Consider the following 21,281-nt stretch of genomic DNA (forward strand, 5'->3'; position numbering starts at 1 on the left):
TCACCCTTGTCGCGGATGCTGATCAGGCACTTCGAGCACCTTACACGCGCCGTCAAGAGGGTAAGGCCGCTTTCCGCTCCAGGCTGATCACTGTCGGTCACCTTCGGGCCGGACGCGCTCCGGGTCAGCGCCGTCCGCGGCGGGCGGTGCCGAAGATGGATCTGGTGATCTCCCGGCCGAGGGCGGAGGCCGCCGACCGCGCCATGGAGCGGAACTCCTTCGACTCCAGCACGCTCTCCAGCACGGACCGGCTCGGCTCGGGCTTCCGCTCGGTGGGCCTTTCCGGCTCGGCGGCGGGTTCCCCGGCCTGCTGCTGTTCGGCCAGCTTGGCGGACAGGATCTCGTAGGCGGACTGGCGGTCGACGGCCGTACCGTACTTCTGCTGCAGCGGCGAGGCGGTGATGACGCCCTGGACCATGTCCGGGCTCGACGGCGCCATGAGCGTCCGCGGGGCGCGCAGGCGCGTCCAGGCCACGGGGGTCGGCGCGCCCGTCTCGGACAGGACCGTGACCACGGCCTCGCCGATGCCGAGCTCGGTGAGCAGCCGCTCCAGGTCGTAGGAGGACGCGGGGAAGGTCGAGACGGTGGCCTTGAGCGCCTTGGCGTCCTGGGGGGTGAAGGCGCGCAGGGCGTGCTGGACGCGCGCGCCGAGCTGGGCCAGCACGTCGGACGGCACGTCGTTCGGCGTCTGGGTGACGAAGAAGACGCCGACGCCCTTCGACCGGATCAGCCGCACGGTCTGGGTGATCGACTGCAGGAACGCCTTGGACGCGTCGTCGAACAGCAGATGCGCCTCGTCGAAGAAGAACACGAGCTTCGGCTTGTCCACATCGCCCACTTCGGGCAGCACCTGGAAGAGGTCGGCGAGCAGCCACATCAGGAAGGTGGAGAACAGCTGCGGCCGGTCCTGCACGGCGGGCAGCTCGAGAACGGAGACCATGCCCTTGCCGTCCGCGGTCACCCGGAGCAGGTCGCGCACGTCGAACTCCGGCTCGCCGAAGAACGCCTCCGCCCCCTGCGCCTCGAAGTTGGTCAGCGACCGCAGGATGACGCCCGCCGTCGCCGCCGACAGCCCGCCGATCCCGCTCAGCGCCTCCGGGGTGTCGGTCAGGTACCGGATGACCGCGATCAGGTCCTTGAGGTCGAGCAGGGGCAGCCCGTGCTTGTCGGCGAAGTAGAAGATCAGGCCGAGCGACGACTCCTGCGTCTCGTTGAGGCCGAGGACCTTGGCGAGCAGGGTCGGCCCGAAGGCGGTCATGGTGGCGCGGATCGGGATCCCGGTCCCCAGGCCGCCCAGGGAGAAGAACTCCGCCGGGCAGGCCATGGGCTGCCATGCCTGTCCCACCTCGGCGGCCCGCCGGGTGACGCGTTCGGAGGTCGTACCCGGCGAGGCGAGCCCCGACAGGTCGCCCTTGATGTCGGCGAGGAAGACCGGGACTCCCTGGGCCGCGAGCTGTTCCGCCATGAGCTGGAGGGTCTTGGTCTTCCCCGTCCCGGTGGCGCCGGCGACCAGGCCGTGCCGGTTCAGCATGCCGAGGGAGATGCGGATCTGTTCCGAGGGGTCGGCGGTGCCGTCCTCTCGCACCAGGGCCCCGAGCTCCAGCGCCGGTCCCTCGACGTCGTACCCCTTCATCGGCTCTCCCCGTTCGGCATCCCCCACACTGTTGTTACCCATTGTGATGCATATGTCACGGAAAAGAGTGACAAGTCGATCCGCCGGCAGATCGTCACCTGCAGGCGAGGTGACCACGTCCGGGTGTGCCGCCGGCGGTGACGGCATGCGGCCGGGCGATCGATGGCAGGCGACGCCAGTCCGTCTCCATCCATGAGAAGATCAACACAATGATGATTGGTCTGACTGCCGGCTGCGGCGGCTATGTCTTCGCGACGGCCGCAGCGATCGCGATGGCCGCGTCGCCGACGTGCGGCCATGCGGCTCTGCCGTGCGCCACCGGCGCGGGACGACCCCGCACCGCCGAGGTCTCACCGGCGCGCGCGTGGTGAGCATGTCGTACGCGCCCGCTGGAGGAGCAGACGCGCCGGCCGGCGAGGATCCGGCCGGCACCCGGGCCGCGCGCCGTGGCGTGCCCGGGACGCCGCCTCCGCGCGCGGAAGCCGTACCTGGCGTCGGGCAGATCGCCGGATTGCGGCCCCGCGCCGACGTCGAGCTCCTCGACGCCCTGGACCGTCACACCCGGCGTACGGTGGCCGCCTGGCTGCTGGAGCGGCCCAGCACGGCCACGCGGCAGGCGTGCCTGCAGACCCTGGCCGGGTTCCTGCGCTGGCTGCAGGCCACGGAGCCGCACGTGGGGCTGCTCGCCGCCACCGGCGCGCACCTGGACGCCTACTGCGAGCAGGCCCGGATCGGCGCGCTCACCGTCGGTGTACGCAACCCCGGCCGGGCCCTCTCCGGCGCCACCGTGGCCAGGAAACACCGCGCCCTGTCCTCTTTCTACTGGTTCGCCTGGTCGATCGGCGCGATCCGGCAGGGCGACGGCGGCTCGGCGCCCGCCGGCGAGCCCCAGCCGCTCGCGATCACGCGCGACGAACGGCGGCTGCTGCGCCTCGGCGCCTCCCGGCTGGCCGCGGACGGCCGCGTGGCGGAGGCGGTGGCCGTCGCCCTGATCGAGGCCACCGGCGCCAGCGTGGCCACGCTGGCCGGTCTGACCAGCGAGGACCTGCACGCCGTGGGTCACGGGTCGAACAACCCGCTGGTGCTCGTCACCATGCGCGACGATCGAGGGGACGTCGTCACCTTCCCGGTCCCCACCTGGGTCCATCCCTGGCTGAAGGCGTTGAGCTCCACCCGGGCCGCCGGCGATCTGCTGATCAAGCAGGGCGACGGCCAGCCGGTGAGCGCCGGCTGGCTCACGGCCGCCCTCCGGGACGCCGGGTCCGCCGGCGGCATCCCGGCGTCGCGGGCCAAGCTGCTGCACCCGCGCAAGCTCCGCGCCGGCACGGCCACCGCACCGGCATGAGCGCGTGCGACCTGGCTCAGCGCGTCTCGTAGAACGTCTGCGCGTCCGGCCTGGCGGTCACCCGGCCCGATTCCGGATCGATCACGTAGGTCATGTCCGGACCCAGTTCCACGCCGGGATCCGGATGCGCGACGGCAAGGCGCTCCCGGGAGAGACCGGACGGCACTTGCGCCAGAGCCGCCTCGGCCAACTGCTCCGTGGCCAAGGCCGCGTCCGAGCTGACGGCGAGGTGCTGGTGCAGGTGGACGACCCGGGAGGACTCGACGTCGTACACCAGGCACCACTGGTGGTGCGGCTCCGCGCCCTCCCGCGCCTCGAAGTGGGATTCCATCACTCCTCCTAAGACCAGAAGGTCAGCATCCACCGCGCGGCGGCCCGCGAGTCGACGGCCAGCGCCCCGAACGTGATGCTCGTGACATTCCTTCGGAAAGCATTCGGATTGAAGACGCCGATCGCCTCGATGTCCCAGTTCTCGACCCCGCTGGCGCTGACGATCTGAGTGATCGCGCACTTCGCCACATGGAATTCCTTGTTCAGCACCCAGTCCTCGATCAAGGCGATCTCCGCGAAAGTGTCGCGGTTGGCGACCTGAACAGTGACCGTGTGGCTGAATGTCCCGTCGAAGTCCCGCGCCCACAGCCAGCTTCCACTCTGTCCAGTGACTGGCACGCTTACCCCCCGGTTGCCGCGATCCCAGACGGTTCGGAATCATCCCCCCGCCTGTCCTGCGGAAACGTCGTGACCTAGGCGTTGGCGAGGATGATCAGGTTGGTGATGGCGTGGGCGCCGGCGCACAGCGGCAGGTTGCGGCGCCACCAGTAGAGGCCGACGAAGAGCACCGATCCCACGGCGACCATGGTGAGCGTGGTGGCCCAGCCCGAGCCGGGTACGTGGGAGCCGACGAACACCACGTACGACACGAGCGCGGCCGGCCAGACCCGCCGGGTGAGGTCGATGAGGCGTTCCATGAGGAAGCCCCGGAAGAAGAGCTCCTCGACGATCGCCGCGTTGACGATCAGGTGGACGCTCTGGACGACCGACAGACCGGCCATGATCTGGCCCGACTGCGACGACTCCTGGCCGGAGCCCCCGCCCGCGAGGAGCACGTACAGGGCGACGCCGGCCACCAGCGCCAGGACGGCCAGCCCGACGGTGATCAGGACGTCCCGCGGGCGCGGGGCGCGCACTCCCACCGACGACAGCGGGCGCTTCTCCACCGCCAGGACGAAGCCCAGCAGCAGCGCGGCGGCGAGCCAGCGCGACAGCAGGACGACGTCGAAGTTCACCGTGTCGCCGCCGGCCGTCAGCCAGAGCGCGCGCTGCACCCCGGTGGGGACGAACCACAGCGCCACCCCGACGGCCAGTGCCACGAGGGGCGGAACGCGCGGGCCGGCGGGGTTCACCGGGTCTGCCCGGCGGGGACGGCGGCCACGACCTTGGTCCCGACCAGGCGATCGAGCAGCCGTCGCCGGTCGCCCCACAGGACGGGGGCCCAGTCCAGCCAGGCGAACGGCCCCAGCAGCAGGCTGAGCCTGCGCACGATGCCGGCGACCGGATTGACGCGCAGCCCGGCCTCGGTCACCACCCGTAATTTCATGGCGCGCTTGCCCGGCGTCGTGCCGGTCCACGCCTCCAGCAGCCCCAGGCCGACGATCGACCAGGCCAGGGCGAGCGGGACGCCCAGGGTGTAGAGCAGCCCGGCGGCGTCGTAGGCGGCGACTGCGCACCCCTGGGGTGCGGAGGACACGCAGACATCGCCGACCTTGACGTACACGTAGGGCGGGAACGCCAGGCTGAACCCGCCTGCCTGCTCCGCCACCCGCGCCAGCCCCTGGACGAGCAGCGCGATCGTGACGCCGACGAGCGGCAGGTTGTCGATCAGTACGGCGACGAACCGCACGTCCACGCGGGCGGGCGGCGCGGGATTGGACTCGGCGAAGGCGGCCGCCGCCTCCTCCGGGGTGCCGAGCCGGCTCAGGGCCTCGGCCAGCTCGCCCGCCTCCGCCGCGTCGGACAGGTGATCGACGAGCTCCGCCTTCGCCCTCTCCCGGGCCGGACCGGTCAGGTGCCGTCCGGCCCTTTCCGCGTAGTCGTCGATGATCTGCTGTTCGTCGCTCATTCCTGCACCTCGCCAAGGGTGTCGAGTAGCTGTCGCATGGCGTCCACCAGGCCGCTCCACTCGGCCCGCAACATGGCGAGGTATGTGCGACCGTCCGGGGTGATGACGTAGTACTTGCGCGGCCTGGCCCGCCCTTCCGCCTCCCAGGTCGCGAGGATGTGGCCGGCGTCCTCGAGCCGGTGCAGCAGCGGGTAGAGCGTGCCCTCCTTGACCTCCAGGACCCCCTCACCCGCCTGCCGCAGCAGCTTCAGCAGCTCGTAGCCGTACCGGCGGCGGACGTCGAGGACGGACAGCACGGCCAGCTCGGTCGTGCCCCGCGCGAGCTCGCGGCGCAGGCGGGCGACGGTGGCCGAGCCCGGTGCCCCCTCGGTGTCCTCAGGCATACCAGCAATGTACGACCCGATGCCTTGCGTGACAAGGTATCGGGTCGTATCAGGATCAGGCCGGCGGCGACCTGTCACAGACCGGTCGAGGCTGAGTCAGCATTTGTCCCGCCATTGCCGAGCCGTCTTCTACGCCGTCCCGTCCCGTGTCTAAAAGGGAGCGTTGCTGATCCGCGTCGCGAAGGCCGGGGGACACGTTGACCACCAAACTTGGACGTACAGCCGCCGGTGCGGCCCTGATCGTCGCCATGCTCGTACCGGGCCAGGCCGTCGCCACCCCCGAAAGCCCGCCCGCGGCGGCCGCGCCGCCGCGTCCGCTGACCCTGGTGCTGGACGGAAGCTCGTTCTCGCTCCGGGACGCCTTCGCGGTCCTCGCCGGCCGCCCCGTCACCGCACAGCTCGCGGCGACCGTGCCGGCGACCATGAACCAGACGCGGCAGGGGGCGCTGGCCGCCCTGGCCAACCAGCGCGTGTACGGCTGGAACCAGGCGCTCGGGCCGCTGAAGGACCGCCCGCTCTCGCCCGAGCAGGCCGAGCAGTTCCAGCGCAACGTCCTGCGCTCCCACGCCGCGGGCGTCGGCGAGCCGCTGCCCGACAACGTGGCCAAGCTGGCCCTGATCCTCAAGGCGAACCAGATGGCCAGGGGAACGTACGGGGTGCGGCCCGAGGTGCCGCAGCGCCTGCTGTCCATGGTCAACGCCGGAGTCATACCGCGCATGCCGCAGATCGGGTCGCTGGGCACCGGGGACCTGCAGCCGCAGGCCGCCGCGGGGCTCGCGGCGGCCGGCGAGAACGCGCCCGTACGCTACCTGGGCCGCGAGGGGCCCGCTTCCGAGATCCTGCCGCAGGCCGGGCTGCCCAGGGACTTCGTGTTCCAGGCGGGGGAGGCGCTGCCCATCATCAGCGGCAGCACCGTCGTGGCCGCCATGCTGATGAACGCCGTCTACCGGGCCACCACGCTCGCCGACCAGGCGGAGGGCGCCTTCGCCCTGTTCATGGAGGCGACCAGGGCCGAGCAGGGCTCGCTCGACGCGCGTACCCACAAGGAACGCCACATCCCCGAGGAGGACGCGGTGGCCACGCGGCTGCGCGCGATGGTCGCGGGCTCGGGCTGGATGACGGAGGAGGGCCGCAAGCGCCTCGACCCGGCGAACTACGAGCCCCGCATCCAGGACGCGGTCTCGGTGCGCGCGGCGCCGCACATCCTGGCCGGCCTGCGGCACGCGCTGGCCGAGGCACGCCGCGCCCTGGTGCGCGAGGCCAACTCCTCGACCTCCAACCCGCTGGTCTTCCTGCGGCCGGACGGGCAGGGGTACGAGTTCGTGATGGGCGGCAACTGGGACGCCTCCGTCATGGGACACCTGGCCGACACCCTGAACGCGGAGATCACCGACGTCGGGGTGCTGTCGCAGGAGCTGTCGGGGCGGCTGCTGTCGCCCAGGTGGAGCTACGGCCTGCCCGCCAACCTCGCCGGCGGGACCGTCGGCCTCAACTCCGGCATGGTGCAGGTGCAGACGGTGGCCGCCGCGCTGGTCCCGGAGATGCAGGTCAGGGCCACACCGGCGGGAACGCTGTCCCGGCCGGTCAAGGACGGGCAGGAGGACCACAACACGATGGCGATGGCCTCGGTCAGGCACCTGCAGCAGAACCTGGACCGGCTCGGGGTCGTCCTGGCCGTCCAGTACATGATGGCGGCCCAGGGCATCGACCTCATCGCGCAGAAGATGCAGGGCCTGCCGCTCGGCGCCGTCACGCGGTCCCTGCACGCGGAGCTCCGGCAGCACATCGCGCCTCTGGGCGACGACCGCTACCTGACTCCGGACCTGGAGCGCGCCGTCTGGCTCGTACGCAACCGCCGCCTCGTGCCGTCCACCGCCGCCTGACGCCGCTCACCCGGACCGGTCCCGTCGATCTTGCGCCCGCTCTCTGCCCGCGCGGGCCAGCGCGTTCTCGGCCTGCGCGGCCAGGCGGGCGACGAGATCGGCCGCGCCCGGCAGGTCCGTGATGAGGTCTACGGCCTCGCCGGCCCACACCGGCAACGGGGGTACCTCCCCACGCGCCACGGCCTCCCGGTACTCCTGCCTGGCCTCGGAGTCCGCGGCCAGGTCCGCCTCCCGGCCCAGCCATCAGAGTCTCCCGAGGGAACCGTCGTCTTCAGGCGACGGGGGGAATGGGGAGCGGGAGGGCCGCCACGGCCAGAGGGTGCCTTGACCTGTCAGGTCCGCGGGTCACAGATGTCCTTCCGGGTTTTGTCGGTGCCGGCCGATATCGTGGTGGTCTCGTTACCGAGCGTGGGGGGTGGGTGTGCGCAGGTCGTTCAAGTTCCTGCTGCGCCCCACCGGCAAGCAGGCCGCCGCGCTCGCGCAGTGCCTGGAGGACCACCGGGAGTTGTACAACGCGGCTCTTGAACACCGCCGTACGGCCTACCGTAAAGCCGGGGTGACGGTGCGTTACGGGGAGCAGTCGGCGGAGCTGAAGCACATCCGCGCCGACGACCCCGGCGGTCAGGGCCGGTGGTCGTTCTCCTCCCAGCAGGCCACCCTCCGCAGGCTGGACAAGGCGTACCGGGCGTTCTTCGATCGCGTCAAAGCAGGCCGCACGCCAGGGTTCCCGCGTTTCAAAGGGCGAGGCTGGTTCGACACGGTCGAGTGGCCCAAGGACGGTGACGGCTGCCGGTGGGACTCCCAGCCACACCACCCGGCCGCGACCTACGTGCGGTTGCAGGGCATCGGTCATGTGCGGGTCCACCAGCACCGCCGGGTGCTGGGCACCGTCAAGACGATCAGCGTCAAGCGGGAAGGCGCCCGCTGGTTCGTCGTGCTGTCGTGTGATGAGGTGCCCGCACCCACCCTTCCCGCCACGGGCGCGGTCGCGGGTGTTGACGTGGGTGTCGCCTGGCTGGCCACGACCAGCGACGGCGACCACCTCGACAACCAGCGCCACCTCGCCACCTCCGCGAGCCGTCTGGCAGCGGCCCAGCGGAAGCTCGCCGGTAAGAAGCGAGGATCCAAGCGGCGCGGTAAGGCCGTCGCGCGGGTGGCGGCCTTGCACGCCAGGGTGCGGCGGCAACGCCTTGATGCGGCGCACAAGGCCGCGCTTGCGCTGGTTCGCGGCTATGACGTGATCGTGCACGTAGCGCTGAATGTGGCGGGCATGACCCGGCGTGCCGCGCCCAAACCGGACGGCGAAGGCGGCTACCTGGCCAACGGCCAGTCGGCTAAATCCGGGCTGAACAAGAGCATTCTCGACGCGGGCTGGTCGGCGTTCTTGACGATCCTGTCGCACAAGGCTGAAAGCGCCGGTCGACAGCTGATCGCGGTGAACCCCGCCAACACCTCCCGTACGTGCCCGCGCTGCGGGCACTGCGCGAAGGACAACCGCGTCACCCAGGCCGTTTTCCGGTGTACGGGGTGCGGGTTTTGCGGGCACGCCGACGTGAACGCGGCGATCAACATCTTGAGGGCAGGGCTTGCCCTTCGTGAGGCTGCGCGAGCGGCTTAGCGAGAAGCCGCTCCCTTCAGGGAGCGGAGGAGTCACTGATCGATGAACGGGTGGCCGAGAGTACGGGCGGTGTACTTCGACGGCCCCGTGGAGCCGCGGGCGATGTCCAGCACGCGGCTGGTGTCCTGCCCGCGGCCCTCGACGATCGACCTGGCGATCGAAGGGTCGACCAGGGCCTCGGCGGTGGCCTGGAAGCGGGTGCCGATGAGCGCCCCGGCGGCGCCCAGAGCCAGGGCCGCGGCGACGCCGCGACCGTCGGCGATCCCTCCCGCGGCCAGCACGGGCACCGGCGCCACCAGGTCCACCACGATCGGCACGAACGGCAACGTCGAGCGTCCATGCCGGGCCCCGTGCCCGCCGCCCTCGGTGCCCTGCGCCACGATGACGTCGGCGCCCACGTCCACCGCCTGCCGGGCCTCCTCCAGGTCGGCGACCTGAACGATCAGCGCCGTGCCGGAGGCCCGGACGCGCCCGGCGAACGGACGCGGATCGCCGAAGGACAACATCACCGCCTTGGGGCCGTGCTCCAGCACCCGCTCGACCGCGCCGACCTCGATCGCCCACGCCTGGAACCCGACACCCCACGGCTTATCGATGTTCCGCGTGACGATCGGCAGCTCACGGGCCAGCCAGTCCGGGTCTCCGTTCCTCGAGCCCAGCAGCCCCAGCCCGCCGCCGTTGGAGACGGCCGCGGTCAGTGCCCCACCGGCCGAGCCGCCCATCGGGGCCAGCGCGATGGGATGCCGCACCCCGAACATCTCCGTGAACTCCGTCGTCAATGCCATGATCGCCATCATCGCTCATCGCTCATCGACGGCGGCCTCACCACCGTTCCCGGTGCAGGTCGTGGTGCGGCTGGGATATACGGACGGCGAAGCCCGTTCTCCCCTTGCCGTAACCGATCTCGTCGATGATCGCTTCCGGATACCCTGCCGGACGTGCGGCGATCAATGACTCCCCGGACGGCGTGGCTCGCGCTTAGCGCAGCGGCCCGCCGCAGCCTGACCCGCTGGGGCGCGGCGGGATGCGCGCTCGTCCTGCTGGCCTCCGGCGGCGGACATCGCGGCGGCGGAGGCCGAGATGGGCCTGCGCTTTCCCGACGACCTGCGCGCGTCGCTGCTGCGGCACGACGGCTCAGTCTTCCTCGACGACACCTGGGCCTCCGGCTTCCTGGGCAACTCGAACGCGAGCGTCGCGGAGATCCTCGACAACTGGCGGGGCCTGTGCGAGATCGACGGCGACAACGAGGGGGACGGGAGCGACGCTGACGCGCGCACGGAATGGTGGGACGGGCGCATGCTGGCCGTCGGCGCCGACGGCATGGGGAACCATCTCGTGGTCGATTCGGTGCAGCGTGACGTCGGCACGACCGACCACGAGGGCAGCATGAGCTCCCTGCTGAGGGCCACGGCCGACGCCATGAGAACGGCACGTCCATCGGCTACTGGAAGCCCAGGGCGGCCGCCGGCGAAGTGGAGCGGGACATCGTCGATTCAGCCCCCTGAGCTTCCGTAGGAAGCGGCGCCGGACTGCGGTAGGTCGACCAGGGCCGGTCGCCTATTCGAACAGGGACGTGTCTCCCGTGCCCCGGCGGAGAATCTCGGGTTCCTCCTGCGAGAAGTCGACGACGGTCGTCGGAGTGGCGCCGCATTCGCCGGAGTCGATGACCGCGTCCACCACGTGGTCGAGCCGCTCCTTGATCTCCCAGCCCTGCGTCGATGGTTCGGTCTCGCCGGGCAGCAGCAGGGTGCTGGAGACGAGCGGTTCGCCGAGCTCGGCCAGCAGCGCCTGGGTGACGACGTGATCAGGGATGCGGACGCCGACCGTCTTCTTCCGGGGATGCAGCAGCCGCCGCGGCACCTCCTTGGTCGCGGGCAGAATGAAAGTGTAACCGCCGGGAGTGGCCGCCTTGACCTGGCGGAACAGCGCATTGCTCAGGTGAACGAACTGGCCGAATTGGGCGAAGTCGCGGCATACCAGGGTGAAGTGGTGGTCGCTGCCGAGGCCGCGGATCTCCCTGATCCGGTCGAGGCCCTCCTTGTTGCCCGGTCGGCAGCCGAGGGCATAGCACGAGTCGGTGGGATAGGCGATGAGCCCGTCCGCCCGCAGGATCTCGGCGATCTGGCTGATCAGGCGAGGCTGGGGATTGTCCGGATGAAGATCGAAATATCTGGCCACGCCTCGGATCTTAGGGGCCGGCGCCATGGCACGACAGGCGGCCCCAGGGCCGTACGGTCTCGCCCTCCGGCAGCTTCTCTGCGATTCAAGATGTTCTGATCTTTCGGTGGCCGCAGCCGGCCCGTGTTCCGGACGTGATCCGCTCGCGGAAGGATCACCATCATGAGAAGGGTGATCACAACTTTGGTGGCCTGCGGTGCTCTGCTGGCGGGCGCTGCTTCCGCGCAAGCAGCGACTACGGACCCTGTACAGGCGCTGAAAGCCGTTCTGGCACCCGGACACGGCATGCATGTCACCGAGACAACCACCCTCTTAGAGGGCGCCGACGAACGGGCGGAACGCCGGCGCAAGGGGATCTTCGAGTTCAACGCCAAGGGCGAGATCAAAGCGCTGGACGTCTCCACCACCGGAGGCGAGTACGGGCGCGAACGGGTCATCGGCTTCAACCACGACATTGGCGGCACCAGCTATCAGTCCGGCGGTCTCGTTGGGAAATTGCTGAAGAAGGGCAAGACCTGGTGGGAGGATCGTCACCAGTTGCACCTCTGGCACACCGCGCTGCTCGGCTATGACGAGCAGCTCGTCAACCCGGCCGAGTCCGCGACCCTGGCCGCCCTGCTGAAGAACGGGCAGCGGAGCGGGACCACCGTCACCGGCGCGATCACCTTCAGGGAGCTCAAGCGGGTCTCCCGCTGGGCGGAGCACTCGAACCACGCCGGCTGGGATCTGGACGCGAGGCTCGCCTACACCGTCACGCTGACCTCCGCGGGCCTGGTCAGCAGGGTACAGAGCACGTTCACGTTCACCGACGGACTGGACGAGCTGATGGGCAAGACCCTCCACGTCGACACTCGCTACAGCCGGTGGGGCAGCAAGGTATTGATCAAGGCGCCGGACCCCCGCAAGACGACTCCCGAGCTATGCATCAAGGACATCTGCAACTGGCGCCTTCCGGGCTGACGACGCGAGGGGTGGGCGAGCTCCATCCGAGGAGCCGGGGACGCCTTCGGGAGCAGGGGGTGGAGGCACGGCCACGGCCGGCCTGTGGGGCGTGCAGGTTCCGGCAAGCTCAAGCCGTATGTGTCAAGCGCCGGCCGGCGGCGGTGGGAGCTCGGCCGCGACCTCGACGGCGATCTCGATGGCCCGGCGGGCAAGCGGCGAGTGGGTGCGTCCGGCCCGCCAGTGCAGGTAGATCTCCCGTGGCGGCGGGGACGGCCGGAGCTCGTGGATGCGGAGCCTGTCGTCGGAGGGGACGTCGGCGCCGCGGATGGCGAGCCAGGGGAGGATCGCCGATCCCAGGCCGGCTCGCACCATCGACAGCACGGTGTCGTTGACCGCGGTGCGGAAGACGACCTGCGGACGGGCGCCGCTGCGGGCGACTGCCTGTTCCATCGAGGGCTGGTCGCAGGTGAGCGGCCAGGCCACCATCGGTGTGCCGTCGAGGAGGTCCAGCGGGACCGGGCCGGCGGGGAAGGTTCCGGCGCCCGCCACCAGCAGGTACGGATCGTCGAGCAGCTTGACGTGCTCGACGTCGCCCTCGATGGGGCCGTCGTAGAAGAGCAGGTCAAGCTCGCCGATCTGGGGCTGCTCCGGCTCCTCCTCCGACAACCTGATGTCGCAGAAGGGGTGCTCGTCTCGCAGCCGCCGTACGACCGACGGCAGGATGACGTTGGACACGCTCTGGAACGTGCCGATGTCGATCCGGCCGTCTCCCGCCTTGAACCGGTCCACGGCGTCGGCCAGCGCCTCCGCCTTCGCCAGCAGTTCGCGACCCTGGCTCAGGACCACGGACCCGAGTGGGGTGATCCGCACCGGCTTGGGACCGCCCGGACGGTCGAACACCGGACCGCCGACGGCCTTCTCCAACGCCGCGATCTGCTGGCTCACCGTCGACTGGGTGTACCCGAGACGGGCCGCCGCCCGGCCGAACGATCCCTCGTCGGCGATGGCGGCCAACGCCGCCAGGTGGCGCAGTTCGAGGTCGATCACGCTTTGCAGCGTAGCAACTATATCGCCTGAAGCGATCAATATGATGATAAATCATCGCTTTTCACGATGGAGGCCCCGGCTCTAGCGTGCCAGACATGACCACTCGACAAGCACACGGCGAGCGACTTCTCAAGATCAACGGCGTCGAGCTCTGCGCCCAGACCTTCGGCGACCCTGCCGCCCCCGCCCTGCTGCTCATCGGCGGCGCCGAGGCGTCGATGGACTGGTGGGACGACGAGTTCTGCGAGCGCCTCGCCGCCGGCGGGCGGCACGTCATCCGGTACGACACCCGGGACACCGGCCGCTCCACGACCTTCCCGCCCGGCGAGCCCCCGTACGGAAGCGAAGCCCTCCTCGCCGACGCCGTCGGCCTGCTCGACGAACTCGGCATCGCGGCCGCCCACATAGTCGGCGTCTCCATGGGCGGCGGCATCGCCCAGCACCTGGCCGTGCACCACCCCGGCCGCGTCGCCTCCCTGACGCTCATCGCCACCAGCCCCGGCGGGCCCGGCGGCCCGGACCAGCCCGACCTGCCACCGATGAGCGCCGAACTGGCGGCGCGGTTCGCCGAGGGCGGCGACGAGACGCCCGACTGGTCCGACCGGGAGGCCGTCATCGCGTACTACACCGACGGCGAGCGCACCTTCGCAGGCACCATCCCCGTCGACGAGGAGCGGATGCGCCGCGTCGTCGGCCGCGTCTGGGACCGCAGCCCGTCCCTGGCGTCGGCGCAGAACCACTGGCAGCTCGACGGCGGCGAGCCCGTCCGCGCCCGCCTCGGTGAGATCGCGGCGCCCACGCTGGTACTGCACGGCACCGCGGACCCGCTCTTCCCGTACGGGCACGGCGAGGCGCTGGCACGGGAGATCCCCGGAGCACGGCTCGTCCCGCTCGAAGGCATGGGGCACCAGATGCCGCCGCCGGAGCTCTGGGACACCGCGATTTCAGAGATCCTTTCCGTCTCCGAAGCCCGGCCGGCCACGTGACCTGCCGAGGCCGGCGGCGGAGCGGATGGCTTCACCTCGGCCCTGGTACGGCAGGAAGGAGTTCGCCCCATGAACCGGCTGCGTTCGGCCCTGTGGCTGCCGCTCTTCGACGACCTCGCCGATCCGCGGGTGGTGGCGCGCCTTGCCGCCGACGCTGAGGAAGCCGGGTGGGACGGCTGCTTCGTGTGGGATCACCTGTGCTGGCGGGCGCCGGTCCGGCAGGTCGCCGACCCGTGGATCGCGCTGGCGGCGATCGCGACCGCGACCGAGCGGCTGCGGCTCGGCCCGATGGTGTCGGCGCTCGCCCGCCGGCGGCCGGTCAAGGTGGCGCGGGAGACCGCGACGCTGGACCGGCTCAGCGCCGGCCGCCTCATCCTCGGTGTCGGCCTCGGAAGCGACCGGTTCGGCGGCGAACTGTCCAGGACCGGCGAGCAGCTCGACGACCGGCGGCGCGGGCGGATGCTCGACGAGTCCGTGGCGATCCTGGCCGCCGCCTGGTCCGGCGAGCCGGTACGTCATCGCGGCGAGCACTACACCGTCGACGACATCACGTTCCTGCCGCGGCCGGTGCAGCGGCCCGGCGTGCCGGTGTGGGCCGCCGGATTCCCCGGGAACGTCAAGCCGATCCGCCGGGCCGCCCGGCTCGACGGCTTCTTCCCGGTCAATCTGGAGCACCCGGACCAGCTCGCCGAGGCCGTCGCCACCCTCACCGAACTGCGACCCGGCCACATGGCCTCGTACGACATCGCCATCAGCCTGCCCTCCGACGCCGACCCGCTGCCGTACGCCGCCGCCGGCGCGACCTGGTGGCTGACCGAGTTCGACCCGGGTGTACGGCTCGACACGGTGCGCGGCGTACTCCGCGACGGCCCGACGAGTCCGGGCGGCGATTGACGCGGCCGGCGCCCGCGACGCCCTCGTCAATCTGCGGATGGTGAAGGATCTGGGCGCCGACCTGGACGCCGCGGCGACGGCTCGTGCTCTCGACCGGCTGCTGGCCCTGCTCGACGACCATGACACCGGCGAGGCGTGTGGTTCGACTCCCGCGCCTGGCTGGTCATCGCGCCTCGGCGCTGGCTTCGGCTCGTCGCGGGAACGTCGGGAGTGGCCCTGTCTCTACGCCCGCACGACGCGCCGCTCACCCAGCCTCGTCGTCGCGGCCCCGCCGCCCGGACCAGGCCGGCCACCTCGCCGGGGAGTGAAGGCCGTGGCCCGCGCATCCGCCGGCCGTCTACCAGCCTCCGACGACCTCCACGCGCTCACTCTCCAGGGCGCGGTGCCACATCGGGTCACGCAGCAGCCGCGCCTCCCAGGCCCGCACGATGCCGTCCGGCCCCGGGAGCGCGTCCTCCCGGGACGGGTGCAGGAACAACTCGCTCGTGCCCTCCGGGAGGGCTGCGAGCCGGCGGAGGTAGTCGTCCCGCAGCTGCTCGTAGGAGCCGAGCTCGTGTGCCGTGCGCCGGTTGGTCGCGATCGTCTCCGGGATGGACACGCCGAGCGCGTCGGCGAGCGCGATGGCGTGCTCGTGCGCTGCCGCGAGCGGCGGCGGGAGCGGCCCGCCGAAGTACGGTTCCGGGTCCCGGGGCAGCCGGAAGGCGAGGCCGTGGCGCGCGCACCACTCGAGCGACTCGGCGAGCCACGATCTGCCGTGCAGGCCGTAGAGGGTGCCGGCGTGGGAGTCGGCCGCATCCGGTACGAGGCCCCGCTCGCGCATCCAGTGCAGCTGCGCGTCCGCCTCCCGTACGACGTCCTGGGCCTCGCCGCGGGCCCCGAGGACCAGCGGATCGTCACTGAGTGTCCCGTCCGGATCGACGAGGCTCGCCGAGTCGTTGAGGGGCCGCCAAGGCGGGAGCCCGCGCTCGCTCGTGAGCGTCACGTGCAGCCGGGGTACGACGCCGAGCTCCCGGACCTGGCTCGCCGCTCGTTCCGCGGCCGGTGAGACGCAGATGAGCGTCGTCGCGCTGACGTGCCCCTCGGCGAGCAGTGCGACGATGACCTCCGTCGTCCCGGGTTCCCGGCCGAGATCGTCGGCCGTGATCACGACGCGGCGGGTCATCGGGGACGCTCCACGGCCGACTCGTCACCGGGAACGGGGGGCGGCGGCTCGGCCGCCTCGGGCGGTGTCTCGATCGGGACCGAGACGAGTCGCGCCGCGACCGCGCCGATCGCCGTCAGCACGAACGGGTACGCGCATAAGTACACCCGGAACGCGAGCCCTGGATCGGTACCGGGGTCGTCGCCCGAGTTGTAGCCGAAGAACACGCCCAGCGAGGTGAGCGCGAGCCCGGTCACGATCCCGTTCAGCCGGGTGAAGAAGCCGAACGCGGACAGGAAGAGCCCCTCGCGGTGCTCCCCGTTTCGCGCTGCGTCGGCGTCCAGCACACGCGCGACGATGAGATCGTTCGTGGCGAGCATTCCCGACCACCCGGCCCCGACGAGCACGCCCGCGGCGATCGCGGTGACGAGGTCGGTGGCGAAGAACAAGGCGGCGAAGCTGACCGCGAGGACCGCGAAGGCGAGCCGCCAGGTCCACAGGGCGCCGCGACGGGCGACGACGCGCGTCCACAGCACGAGGCCGCCCGCCGAGACGAGGATGACGATGCCCTGGAGGTAGAGCGCGTTCCCGACCGGGAGCCCGAGCGAGTAGCGGACGTACAGCTGGATGCCCGCGAGCACGAGCGCCATGGCCGTGCCGTAACAGGCGCCGATGAGCCCGACCGACCAGAACATCGGGTTGCGCACGATCGACCACACGCTGGCAAGCAGCAGCGGCCGCTCGCGCGTGGAGTAGCGGGGACGCTCGCGTGCGCCGAGCGCCATGAACACGATCACGACGAGCGCGACCGTGCCATAGATGATCGCTGTGGTCTGGAAGCCCCGGGTGGATTCCTCGGTGCCGAACACGTTCGTCGTGAGCAACGGGGTGACCGCGAGCGAGATCACGAGCGCCACGAGCTGGAAGCCCTGGCGCAGACCGTTGGCGACGGCCCGGTCGCGCTCCTGGGGGTACAGCTCGGGGAGCAGCGCGCCGTAGTTGGCGTTGAGCATCGAGTCGAAAGCCTCGCACAGGATCGCGAACACCGCGAACCAGAGCACGAGGCCGGCGCCCTGCAGCGAGGTCGGCGCGGAGAAGAACGCGATCATGCAGGCCGCGAGCATCGGCGCGCCGACGAGCAGCCACGGGCGGCGCCGGCCGAACCGGCTTCGGGTGCGGTCGGAGAGGTGGCCGAGCAGCGGGTTGTCGAGCGCGTCGATGACCGCGTAGATCACCATGACCACGCCGTAAGCGCGGACGTCGAGCCCGAGAATGTCGACGTAGAAGAGGATCATCGATCCCTTGATCATGTTGATCGGGATGGAGGTGCCGAACATCCCGACGGCGTAGCGCCACGCGGGAGTCCGCCCCGGGGCGGAGGCCGTACCGGACTGGGACACGCGATCACCTTCCTTGCCGAAGCCGAAGCCGACCCTGCGCGGCGTTACCTTCGCACTCGAAGGAGAACGGCAGGTGAAGAGGAATCGCGCCACGCCGGACGCCGACTGCCGATCCGGTCCCGATGTCTCTGGTCTGCGATCCCGGGCATGCCAAGAACATGCCCGGGCGCACGACGGACTACGCTGCCGCCGGTGATCGCTCGCTCTCCGGTCAGCGGTTCTCGAGCGTGCGCACCCGCTTGGTGGCCTTGTCCAGGACCGGGGCGAGGTCGTGCGTTGTTTCGGTGGCCTCTTCGCGTTCGGCGTCGAGGAGGATGCCGAGGGTGAACGCGTCCTCCGCCGACAGCCCGGGGCGCGTGCCGAGCCGGATCAGCCAGTCCTGGGCGACCAGGGCGTCCTGGCGACTGCCGAGGGTCTCCTGGAGCTTCTCCGCCTGTTTGGCGAGCTTCGTGGCGGGCTTGCCAAGGATGTCCGCGGTGGCTTCGGCGGTGTAGCGGGCTCGTTTGGCGGCCTTGCGGGTGGAGTGCAGCATCCGGTCGCGCTCGGCGCCCTCGGGAAGGCGTTCGGCCCGGCCGTACCTGGACTGCACCTTGCGCCAGCTGCCCGCCAGCAGGCCGGGCAGCACCCGGGTCGCCTTGCGGTGGGCCCGGCCGCGGAAGGGCGGGTCGGCGATGAAGTCGTCGAGAGCCGCGAGCACGGCGAAGTAGCGGGGGCCGCGCAGCGTGTGCTTGAGGGCGCGCCTGGCCTCGCGCTCCTCCGCGGCCAGCCGGTCCAGGCTCTCCCGGCCCGCCCGGCTCTCCATGCGGCGTTCGGCGAGGTGGCGGTCGAACCGGGCCGTGAGCACCTCGAGGTCGCGTACGGTGCCGAGCTCGCCGGCCAGCCACTTCAGCTCCGCCTCCAGCTCGGCGACCCGTTCGCGGTCGAGCAGCCGCGCATGCGTGCGCAGGACGCTGCGGATCCGCCGCACCGCCACCCGCATCTTGTGCACCGTGTCATCGTCGTGATCGGCCAGCTGCACCAGCGGGTCGTAGGCGAGCACCTGCCCGCGCTGCCGCTCCATGTACGCCATCAGCGCCGCCCCGGCACTGCGCCCGCCGCGGCCGGACTCGGGGGCGAGCTCGTCGCCCAGCACCCGCGCCAGCTTGGACGGCGACGTCGAGGTGACGGCCCCCGCCTCGCACAGCTTCTCCTCCAGGGCGTCCAGTACGTCGGCGGGCCCGTCGAGCAGCTCCACCTCGATCTCGCGCCATGACACCGGCCGCCGATCCAGGCCGCCCGTCAGCCGCCGGCCCTCCACCACGTCGTCGCTGACCTCGGCCAGCGCCACACCGTCGCGGTCGTGCAGGGTGCGCGCGGTGCGATCGGTCTCCAGGGTGACGACCGGTACGAGCTCGCGCCCGCGTACGAACGCCGCCACGAGGCTGGCCAGCCCGGCGGGCACGGGGCGCGCGCCCGCTCCCAGCGGTGCGTGCACTTCCCGCCGGCCGCCCTTGACCAGGGGCAACTTGAGATGCCACCCGGCGTCCTGACCGCCCTCGCGACGGCGCAGCGTGACGCCGTGCCTGGCCAGCGCGAGGTCGGGGGTGTCGACGTAGTCGGCCACGAGTCGCCACGTGTGCGGCTCGTCCAGCGTGACGTCGGGGCCCGCCAGGTCCTCGATCGCGATCGCGCCGTCGACATCGTACTTGCGTTCGATCTCTACGTGGTTCGCCATCGTCACTCTCCTCGGCGTGCGGGAATCAGGTGAAACCACCCCACTACCCGCCATATCCATCGAACACTTCTCGCCGTCCGGCGCCGTCAGAGGGCGTAGTTGCGCAGGACGGCGAGTGCCTGAGGGCCGTACGGGCCGCTCGCCTTCGGCGTCGTGTCCGCGGGCGACAGGCGGCGGGCGCCGACGCGGCAGAACTCGGCGGCGGAGCCGCTGATCGTGGACGGCGCAGAAGGGTCGCCGAAGCGCCAGAGCTCGCCGTCGGGATAGGGGATGCCGAGCGGGTCGGTGACGTCGTGGGCGTGGGCCCAGTGCTCGGCCAGGCGGGTGGTGGCGAGAGTCGCCGGGGAGAGCGAGGTGGCGACCCAGGACAGCCGGGCGCCTTTGGGCTGGGACCGCAGGGCCTCCGGCGTCGCGAAGGCGACCGTGCGCCAGCGCCGCAGGAGCGCCGCGGGGGCGATGCTGGTGGAGCACGGGAAGGCCGGGAACGAGCCGGCACGTCCTGGTATCAGCTGTCCCATGGGGTGACGATGGCTACCTGCGGGAACAGCGTGTCAACCGCCTCCAGGAGGATCAGGGCTCCTGCTATCCCGACGATCCAGCGCAGGGTTGAGCGGGATCCGGAGGAGAGCCTGTCCCGCCACCGTTCGAACCGTTCCCGCGTCCGTCCGCCCAGGGCCGCCCAGGCGAGAAGGAGCAGGAGGCCCGGAAGCACCATGATGGTCACGTACCCGCCCAGCAGCGGCGACCATTGGGCGGCGGTCAGGCCGGCCGAGGTCATGATGGCGATCGCGCCGAAGTACGGCACGGCGGTGGCGAACTCGAACAGCCAGGTCCCCAGCCCCAGCAGCAGCATCGCGCGCATGGTGAAGGAGCGGGCCCGGATGGATGCGCGCTCGGGGGTCCTGTCGCGGATGAAGTAGCTCCCCACGATGAGCGCGGCGCCGAGGGCGGCCTGCCCCCAGGCCCACGCGTTGCCTTCCATCCGTGGCGCGAGCGCGCCCATGCCGAGCATGAGCAGGACGCCCAAGGCGAAGTACGCGATCGCGACCGATCCGAGGTACACGGCCAGCAGCGCCCCTACCCGGGGCGGCCGGACCAGCAGCAGATAGAGAGTCATCCCGATGACGGTGGGACTCAGCGTGTCGAGCAGGGCCAGTCCGAGCACCGCGCCAATCGTCTCGATCGACACACCCGTCTCCCTCCGGGAGTCAACGATCCGTAATAACACGCTCGTGCGAATTAAAATAGCACATGTGTGTTAGCATGTGGCGTGCCGCGACTTGTTGATCATGACCAGCGGCGGGCAGAGCTCGCCGAGGCCGCCATCCGGGTGATCCTGCGCGAAGGGCTGGCCGGCGTGACCGTCCGCGGAGTCGCCGCCGAAGCCGGCTGGTCCACCGGGTCCCTGCGGCATTACTTCGCCAATCAGTACGAACTGCAGGCCTACGTCGTCCAGGCCACTACCGACACCCTCCGCCGGCGGGTCCTCCCGCGCGTCCAGCGGCCCCGCACGCAGGGCTCGATGGTCGATCAGATCGCCTCGATCATGGCGGAGATGCTGCCGTTGGATGACGAGCGGCGCGAGGAGTACGCGCTGTGGTCGGCGATCGTGGAATGGGAACGCCGGCACCCTCCGGAAGGAGGCTCTGCGACGTGGAACGACCAACGGGCGCTGCACCGCCAATGCGTCGCCGCCCTGCGCGGACACGAGCCGGCCCGCGAACTGGACCAGGCCATGCTCCCGCACCGTGACGCCCAGGTGGAGCTCTGGGCGGCGATCCTGCACACGTTCGTCGACGGGCTCGCCTCCCAGATCGTGAACACGCCGGGGCAAGTGTCCGCCGACACCGCCGCACAGCTGCTGCGTTCCCTGCTGGAGGCCGTACCTCGTGCCCGGCCGGACCAGCACGCGCACCGACCGTCCCCGCGGACAGCTGAGTAGGGCCTACTCAGGCGCTCGCCCGGGAGTCGCCGTTTCACTGGAGGCTCAACGAAGGG

The 21,281-nt window shown here is 71.1% G+C and carries 25 protein-coding genes; 10 read left to right on the forward strand and 15 right to left on the reverse strand.

Annotated elements, in window-relative coordinates; all coding sequences use genetic code 11:
- Nucleotides 1-124: 124 nt before the first annotated feature.
- Nucleotides 125-1,633, reverse strand: a complete 1,509-nt coding sequence (locus HD596_RS39325; protein ID WP_185074530.1) for a helicase HerA-like domain-containing protein — start codon at nucleotides 1,631-1,633, stop codon at nucleotides 125-127.
- Between the two features lie 125 nt (nucleotides 1,634-1,758).
- Here HD596_RS39325 and HD596_RS39330 point away from each other — a divergent pair, with 125 nt between their 5' ends.
- Together HD596_RS39330 and HD596_RS39335 are read left to right on the forward strand one after the other, a co-directional pair.
- Nucleotides 1,759-2,004 (forward strand): hypothetical protein, encoded by a 246-nt coding sequence (locus HD596_RS39330; protein WP_185074531.1) that lies wholly within the window; start codon nucleotides 1,759-1,761, stop codon nucleotides 2,002-2,004.
- Nucleotides 1,998-2,978, forward strand: a complete 981-nt coding sequence (locus HD596_RS39335) for a site-specific integrase (RefSeq protein WP_185074532.1) — start codon at nucleotides 1,998-2,000, stop codon at nucleotides 2,976-2,978. The genes HD596_RS39330 and HD596_RS39335 overlap by 7 nt, the downstream gene beginning before the upstream one ends.
- Nucleotides 2,979-2,994: 16 nt before the next feature.
- On the opposite strand, the gene HD596_RS39340 is transcribed toward HD596_RS39335, so the two are convergent.
- From HD596_RS39340 to HD596_RS39360, 5 genes are all read right to left on the reverse strand, one after another.
- Complete coding sequence (locus HD596_RS39340; RefSeq protein WP_185074533.1) at nucleotides 2,995-3,309, reverse strand: PepSY-associated transmembrane domain-containing protein; 315 nt, start codon at nucleotides 3,307-3,309, stop codon at nucleotides 2,995-2,997.
- Between the two features lie 8 nt (nucleotides 3,310-3,317).
- Complete coding sequence (locus HD596_RS39345; RefSeq protein ID WP_221519718.1) at nucleotides 3,318-3,647, reverse strand: hypothetical protein; 330 nt, start codon at nucleotides 3,645-3,647, stop codon at nucleotides 3,318-3,320.
- Between the two features lie 74 nt (nucleotides 3,648-3,721).
- Entirely contained in the window at nucleotides 3,722-4,381 is a 660-nt protein-coding gene (locus HD596_RS65130; RefSeq protein WP_185074535.1) for a type II CAAX endopeptidase family protein, read from the reverse strand.
- Complete coding sequence (locus HD596_RS39355) at nucleotides 4,378-5,097, reverse strand: RDD family protein (protein WP_185074536.1); 720 nt, start codon at nucleotides 5,095-5,097, stop codon at nucleotides 4,378-4,380. The genes HD596_RS65130 and HD596_RS39355 overlap by 4 nt, the downstream gene beginning before the upstream one ends.
- Nucleotides 5,094-5,480 (reverse strand): PadR family transcriptional regulator, encoded by a 387-nt coding sequence (locus tag HD596_RS39360; RefSeq protein WP_185074537.1) that lies wholly within the window; start codon nucleotides 5,478-5,480, stop codon nucleotides 5,094-5,096. Before HD596_RS39360 ends, HD596_RS39355 begins: the two co-directional genes overlap by 4 nt.
- Before the next feature lie 197 nt (nucleotides 5,481-5,677).
- Here HD596_RS39360 and HD596_RS39365 point away from each other — a divergent pair, with 197 nt between their 5' ends.
- Complete coding sequence (locus tag HD596_RS39365; protein ID WP_246555167.1) at nucleotides 5,678-7,363, forward strand: HAL/PAL/TAL family ammonia-lyase; 1,686 nt, start codon at nucleotides 5,678-5,680, stop codon at nucleotides 7,361-7,363.
- A gap of 6 nt (nucleotides 7,364-7,369) precedes the next feature.
- Here HD596_RS39365 and HD596_RS39370 read toward each other — a convergent pair whose 3' ends face one another.
- Entirely contained in the window at nucleotides 7,370-7,543 is a 174-nt protein-coding gene (locus tag HD596_RS39370) for a hypothetical protein (protein ID WP_185074538.1), read from the reverse strand.
- 241 nt (nucleotides 7,544-7,784) lie between these two features.
- On the opposite strand from HD596_RS39370, the gene HD596_RS39375 reads away from it, so the two are divergent.
- Entirely contained in the window at nucleotides 7,785-8,981 is a 1,197-nt protein-coding gene (locus tag HD596_RS39375; RefSeq protein ID WP_185074539.1) for an RNA-guided endonuclease InsQ/TnpB family protein, read from the forward strand.
- 32 nt (nucleotides 8,982-9,013) lie between these two features.
- Here the strand turns inward: HD596_RS39375 and HD596_RS39380 are convergent, their stop codons facing one another.
- Complete coding sequence (locus HD596_RS39380; protein ID WP_185074540.1) at nucleotides 9,014-9,766, reverse strand: nitronate monooxygenase; 753 nt, start codon at nucleotides 9,764-9,766, stop codon at nucleotides 9,014-9,016.
- Between HD596_RS39380 and HD596_RS39385 the strand changes: the two genes are divergently transcribed.
- The gene (locus tag HD596_RS39385; RefSeq protein WP_185074541.1) at nucleotides 9,765-9,935 is read left to right on the forward strand and encodes a hypothetical protein; all 171 of its coding nucleotides are present in this window, start codon (nucleotides 9,765-9,767) and stop codon (nucleotides 9,933-9,935) included. The genes HD596_RS39380 and HD596_RS39385 overlap by 2 nt on opposite strands.
- Before the next feature lie 105 nt (nucleotides 9,936-10,040).
- The gene (locus tag HD596_RS39390; RefSeq protein ID WP_313047626.1) at nucleotides 10,041-10,496 is read left to right on the forward strand and encodes an SMI1/KNR4 family protein; all 456 of its coding nucleotides are present in this window, start codon (nucleotides 10,041-10,043) and stop codon (nucleotides 10,494-10,496) included.
- Nucleotides 10,497-10,538: 42 nt separating this feature from the next.
- Here HD596_RS39390 and HD596_RS39395 read toward each other — a convergent pair whose 3' ends face one another.
- Nucleotides 10,539-11,159: an L-threonylcarbamoyladenylate synthase gene (locus HD596_RS39395; RefSeq protein ID WP_185074543.1), complete on the reverse strand. Its 621-nt coding sequence runs from the start codon at nucleotides 11,157-11,159 to the stop codon at nucleotides 10,539-10,541.
- 162 nt (nucleotides 11,160-11,321) lie between these two features.
- Here HD596_RS39395 and HD596_RS39400 point away from each other — a divergent pair, with 162 nt between their 5' ends.
- Complete coding sequence (locus HD596_RS39400; protein ID WP_185074544.1) at nucleotides 11,322-12,119, forward strand: hypothetical protein; 798 nt, start codon at nucleotides 11,322-11,324, stop codon at nucleotides 12,117-12,119.
- A gap of 123 nt (nucleotides 12,120-12,242) precedes the next feature.
- On the opposite strand, the gene HD596_RS39405 is transcribed toward HD596_RS39400, so the two are convergent.
- Entirely contained in the window at nucleotides 12,243-13,148 is a 906-nt protein-coding gene (locus HD596_RS39405; RefSeq protein ID WP_185074545.1) for a LysR family transcriptional regulator, read from the reverse strand.
- A gap of 95 nt (nucleotides 13,149-13,243) precedes the next feature.
- Between HD596_RS39405 and HD596_RS39410 the strand changes: the two genes are divergently transcribed.
- Together HD596_RS39410 and HD596_RS39415 are read left to right on the forward strand one after the other, a co-directional pair.
- Nucleotides 13,244-14,134: an alpha/beta fold hydrolase gene (locus HD596_RS39410; protein WP_185074546.1), complete on the forward strand. Its 891-nt coding sequence runs from the start codon at nucleotides 13,244-13,246 to the stop codon at nucleotides 14,132-14,134.
- 69 nt (nucleotides 14,135-14,203) lie between these two features.
- The gene (locus tag HD596_RS39415; RefSeq protein WP_185074547.1) at nucleotides 14,204-15,028 is read left to right on the forward strand and encodes an LLM class flavin-dependent oxidoreductase; all 825 of its coding nucleotides are present in this window, start codon (nucleotides 14,204-14,206) and stop codon (nucleotides 15,026-15,028) included.
- Nucleotides 15,029-15,365: 337 nt separating this feature from the next.
- Here the strand turns inward: HD596_RS39415 and HD596_RS39420 are convergent, their stop codons facing one another.
- The 5 genes from HD596_RS39420 to HD596_RS39440 all read right to left on the reverse strand — a co-directional run bounded on the left by HD596_RS39420 (nucleotide 15,366) and on the right by HD596_RS39440 (nucleotide 20,472).
- A complete protein-coding gene (locus HD596_RS39420; RefSeq protein ID WP_185074548.1) occupies nucleotides 15,366-16,190 on the reverse strand; it encodes a carbohydrate deacetylase in 825 nt (274 codons plus the stop codon).
- On the reverse strand, nucleotides 16,187-17,569 hold the full coding sequence (locus HD596_RS39425) for an MFS transporter (protein ID WP_185074549.1): 1,383 nt from the start codon (nucleotides 17,567-17,569) through the stop codon (nucleotides 16,187-16,189). Before HD596_RS39425 ends, HD596_RS39420 begins: the two co-directional genes overlap by 4 nt.
- A gap of 211 nt (nucleotides 17,570-17,780) precedes the next feature.
- Nucleotides 17,781-19,283 carry a CYTH and CHAD domain-containing protein gene (locus HD596_RS39430; protein WP_185074550.1) on the reverse strand — a complete coding sequence of 501 codons (1,503 nt, stop codon included), beginning with the start codon at nucleotides 19,281-19,283 and terminating at the stop codon, nucleotides 17,781-17,783.
- 86 nt (nucleotides 19,284-19,369) lie between these two features.
- The gene (locus HD596_RS39435) at nucleotides 19,370-19,801 is read right to left on the reverse strand and encodes a maleylpyruvate isomerase N-terminal domain-containing protein (RefSeq protein WP_185074551.1); all 432 of its coding nucleotides are present in this window, start codon (nucleotides 19,799-19,801) and stop codon (nucleotides 19,370-19,372) included.
- On the reverse strand, nucleotides 19,789-20,472 hold the full coding sequence (locus tag HD596_RS39440) for a GAP family protein (RefSeq protein ID WP_185074552.1): 684 nt from the start codon (nucleotides 20,470-20,472) through the stop codon (nucleotides 19,789-19,791). The genes HD596_RS39435 and HD596_RS39440 overlap by 13 nt, the downstream gene beginning before the upstream one ends.
- An 81-nt stretch (nucleotides 20,473-20,553) precedes the next feature.
- Between HD596_RS39440 and HD596_RS65135 the strand changes: the two genes are divergently transcribed.
- Entirely contained in the window at nucleotides 20,554-21,225 is a 672-nt protein-coding gene (locus HD596_RS65135; RefSeq protein WP_185074553.1) for a TetR/AcrR family transcriptional regulator, read from the forward strand.
- The last annotated feature ends 56 nt before the right edge of the window (nucleotides 21,226-21,281 follow it).

Origin of the sequence: Nonomuraea jabiensis, assembly GCF_014204795.1 — a bacterium.
Classification (GTDB): Bacteria; Actinomycetota; Actinomycetes; order Streptosporangiales; family Streptosporangiaceae; genus Nonomuraea; species Nonomuraea jabiensis.

Bases quoted from the DNA above. Each gene is read 5' to 3' on its own strand.
- HD596_RS39325 (WP_185074530.1), bottom strand. From the start codon at position 1,633: ATGAAGGGGTACGACGTCGAGGGACCGGCGCTGGAGCTCGGGGCCCTG.
- HD596_RS39340 (WP_185074533.1), bottom strand. From the start codon at position 3,309: ATGGAATCCCACTTCGAGGCGCGGGAGGGCGCGGAGCCGCACCACCAG.
- HD596_RS39355 (WP_185074536.1), bottom strand. From the start codon at position 5,097: ATGAGCGACGAACAGCAGATCATCGACGACTACGCGGAAAGGGCCGGA.
- HD596_RS39360 (WP_185074537.1), bottom strand. From the start codon at position 5,480: ATGCCTGAGGACACCGAGGGGGCACCGGGCTCGGCCACCGTCGCCCGC.
- HD596_RS39385 (WP_185074541.1), top strand. From the start codon at position 9,765: ATGATCGCCATCATCGCTCATCGCTCATCGACGGCGGCCTCACCACCG.
- HD596_RS39380 (WP_185074540.1), bottom strand. From the start codon at position 9,766: ATGGCATTGACGACGGAGTTCACGGAGATGTTCGGGGTGCGGCATCCC.
- HD596_RS39400 (WP_185074544.1), top strand. From the start codon at position 11,322: ATGAGAAGGGTGATCACAACTTTGGTGGCCTGCGGTGCTCTGCTGGCG.
- HD596_RS39410 (WP_185074546.1), top strand. From the start codon at position 13,244: ATGACCACTCGACAAGCACACGGCGAGCGACTTCTCAAGATCAACGGC.
- HD596_RS39415 (WP_185074547.1), top strand. From the start codon at position 14,204: ATGAACCGGCTGCGTTCGGCCCTGTGGCTGCCGCTCTTCGACGACCTC.
- HD596_RS39420 (WP_185074548.1), bottom strand. From the start codon at position 16,190: ATGACCCGCCGCGTCGTGATCACGGCCGACGATCTCGGCCGGGAACCC.
- HD596_RS39430 (WP_185074550.1), bottom strand. From the start codon at position 19,283: ATGGCGAACCACGTAGAGATCGAACGCAAGTACGATGTCGACGGCGCG.
- HD596_RS39435 (WP_185074551.1), bottom strand. From the start codon at position 19,801: ATGGGACAGCTGATACCAGGACGTGCCGGCTCGTTCCCGGCCTTCCCG.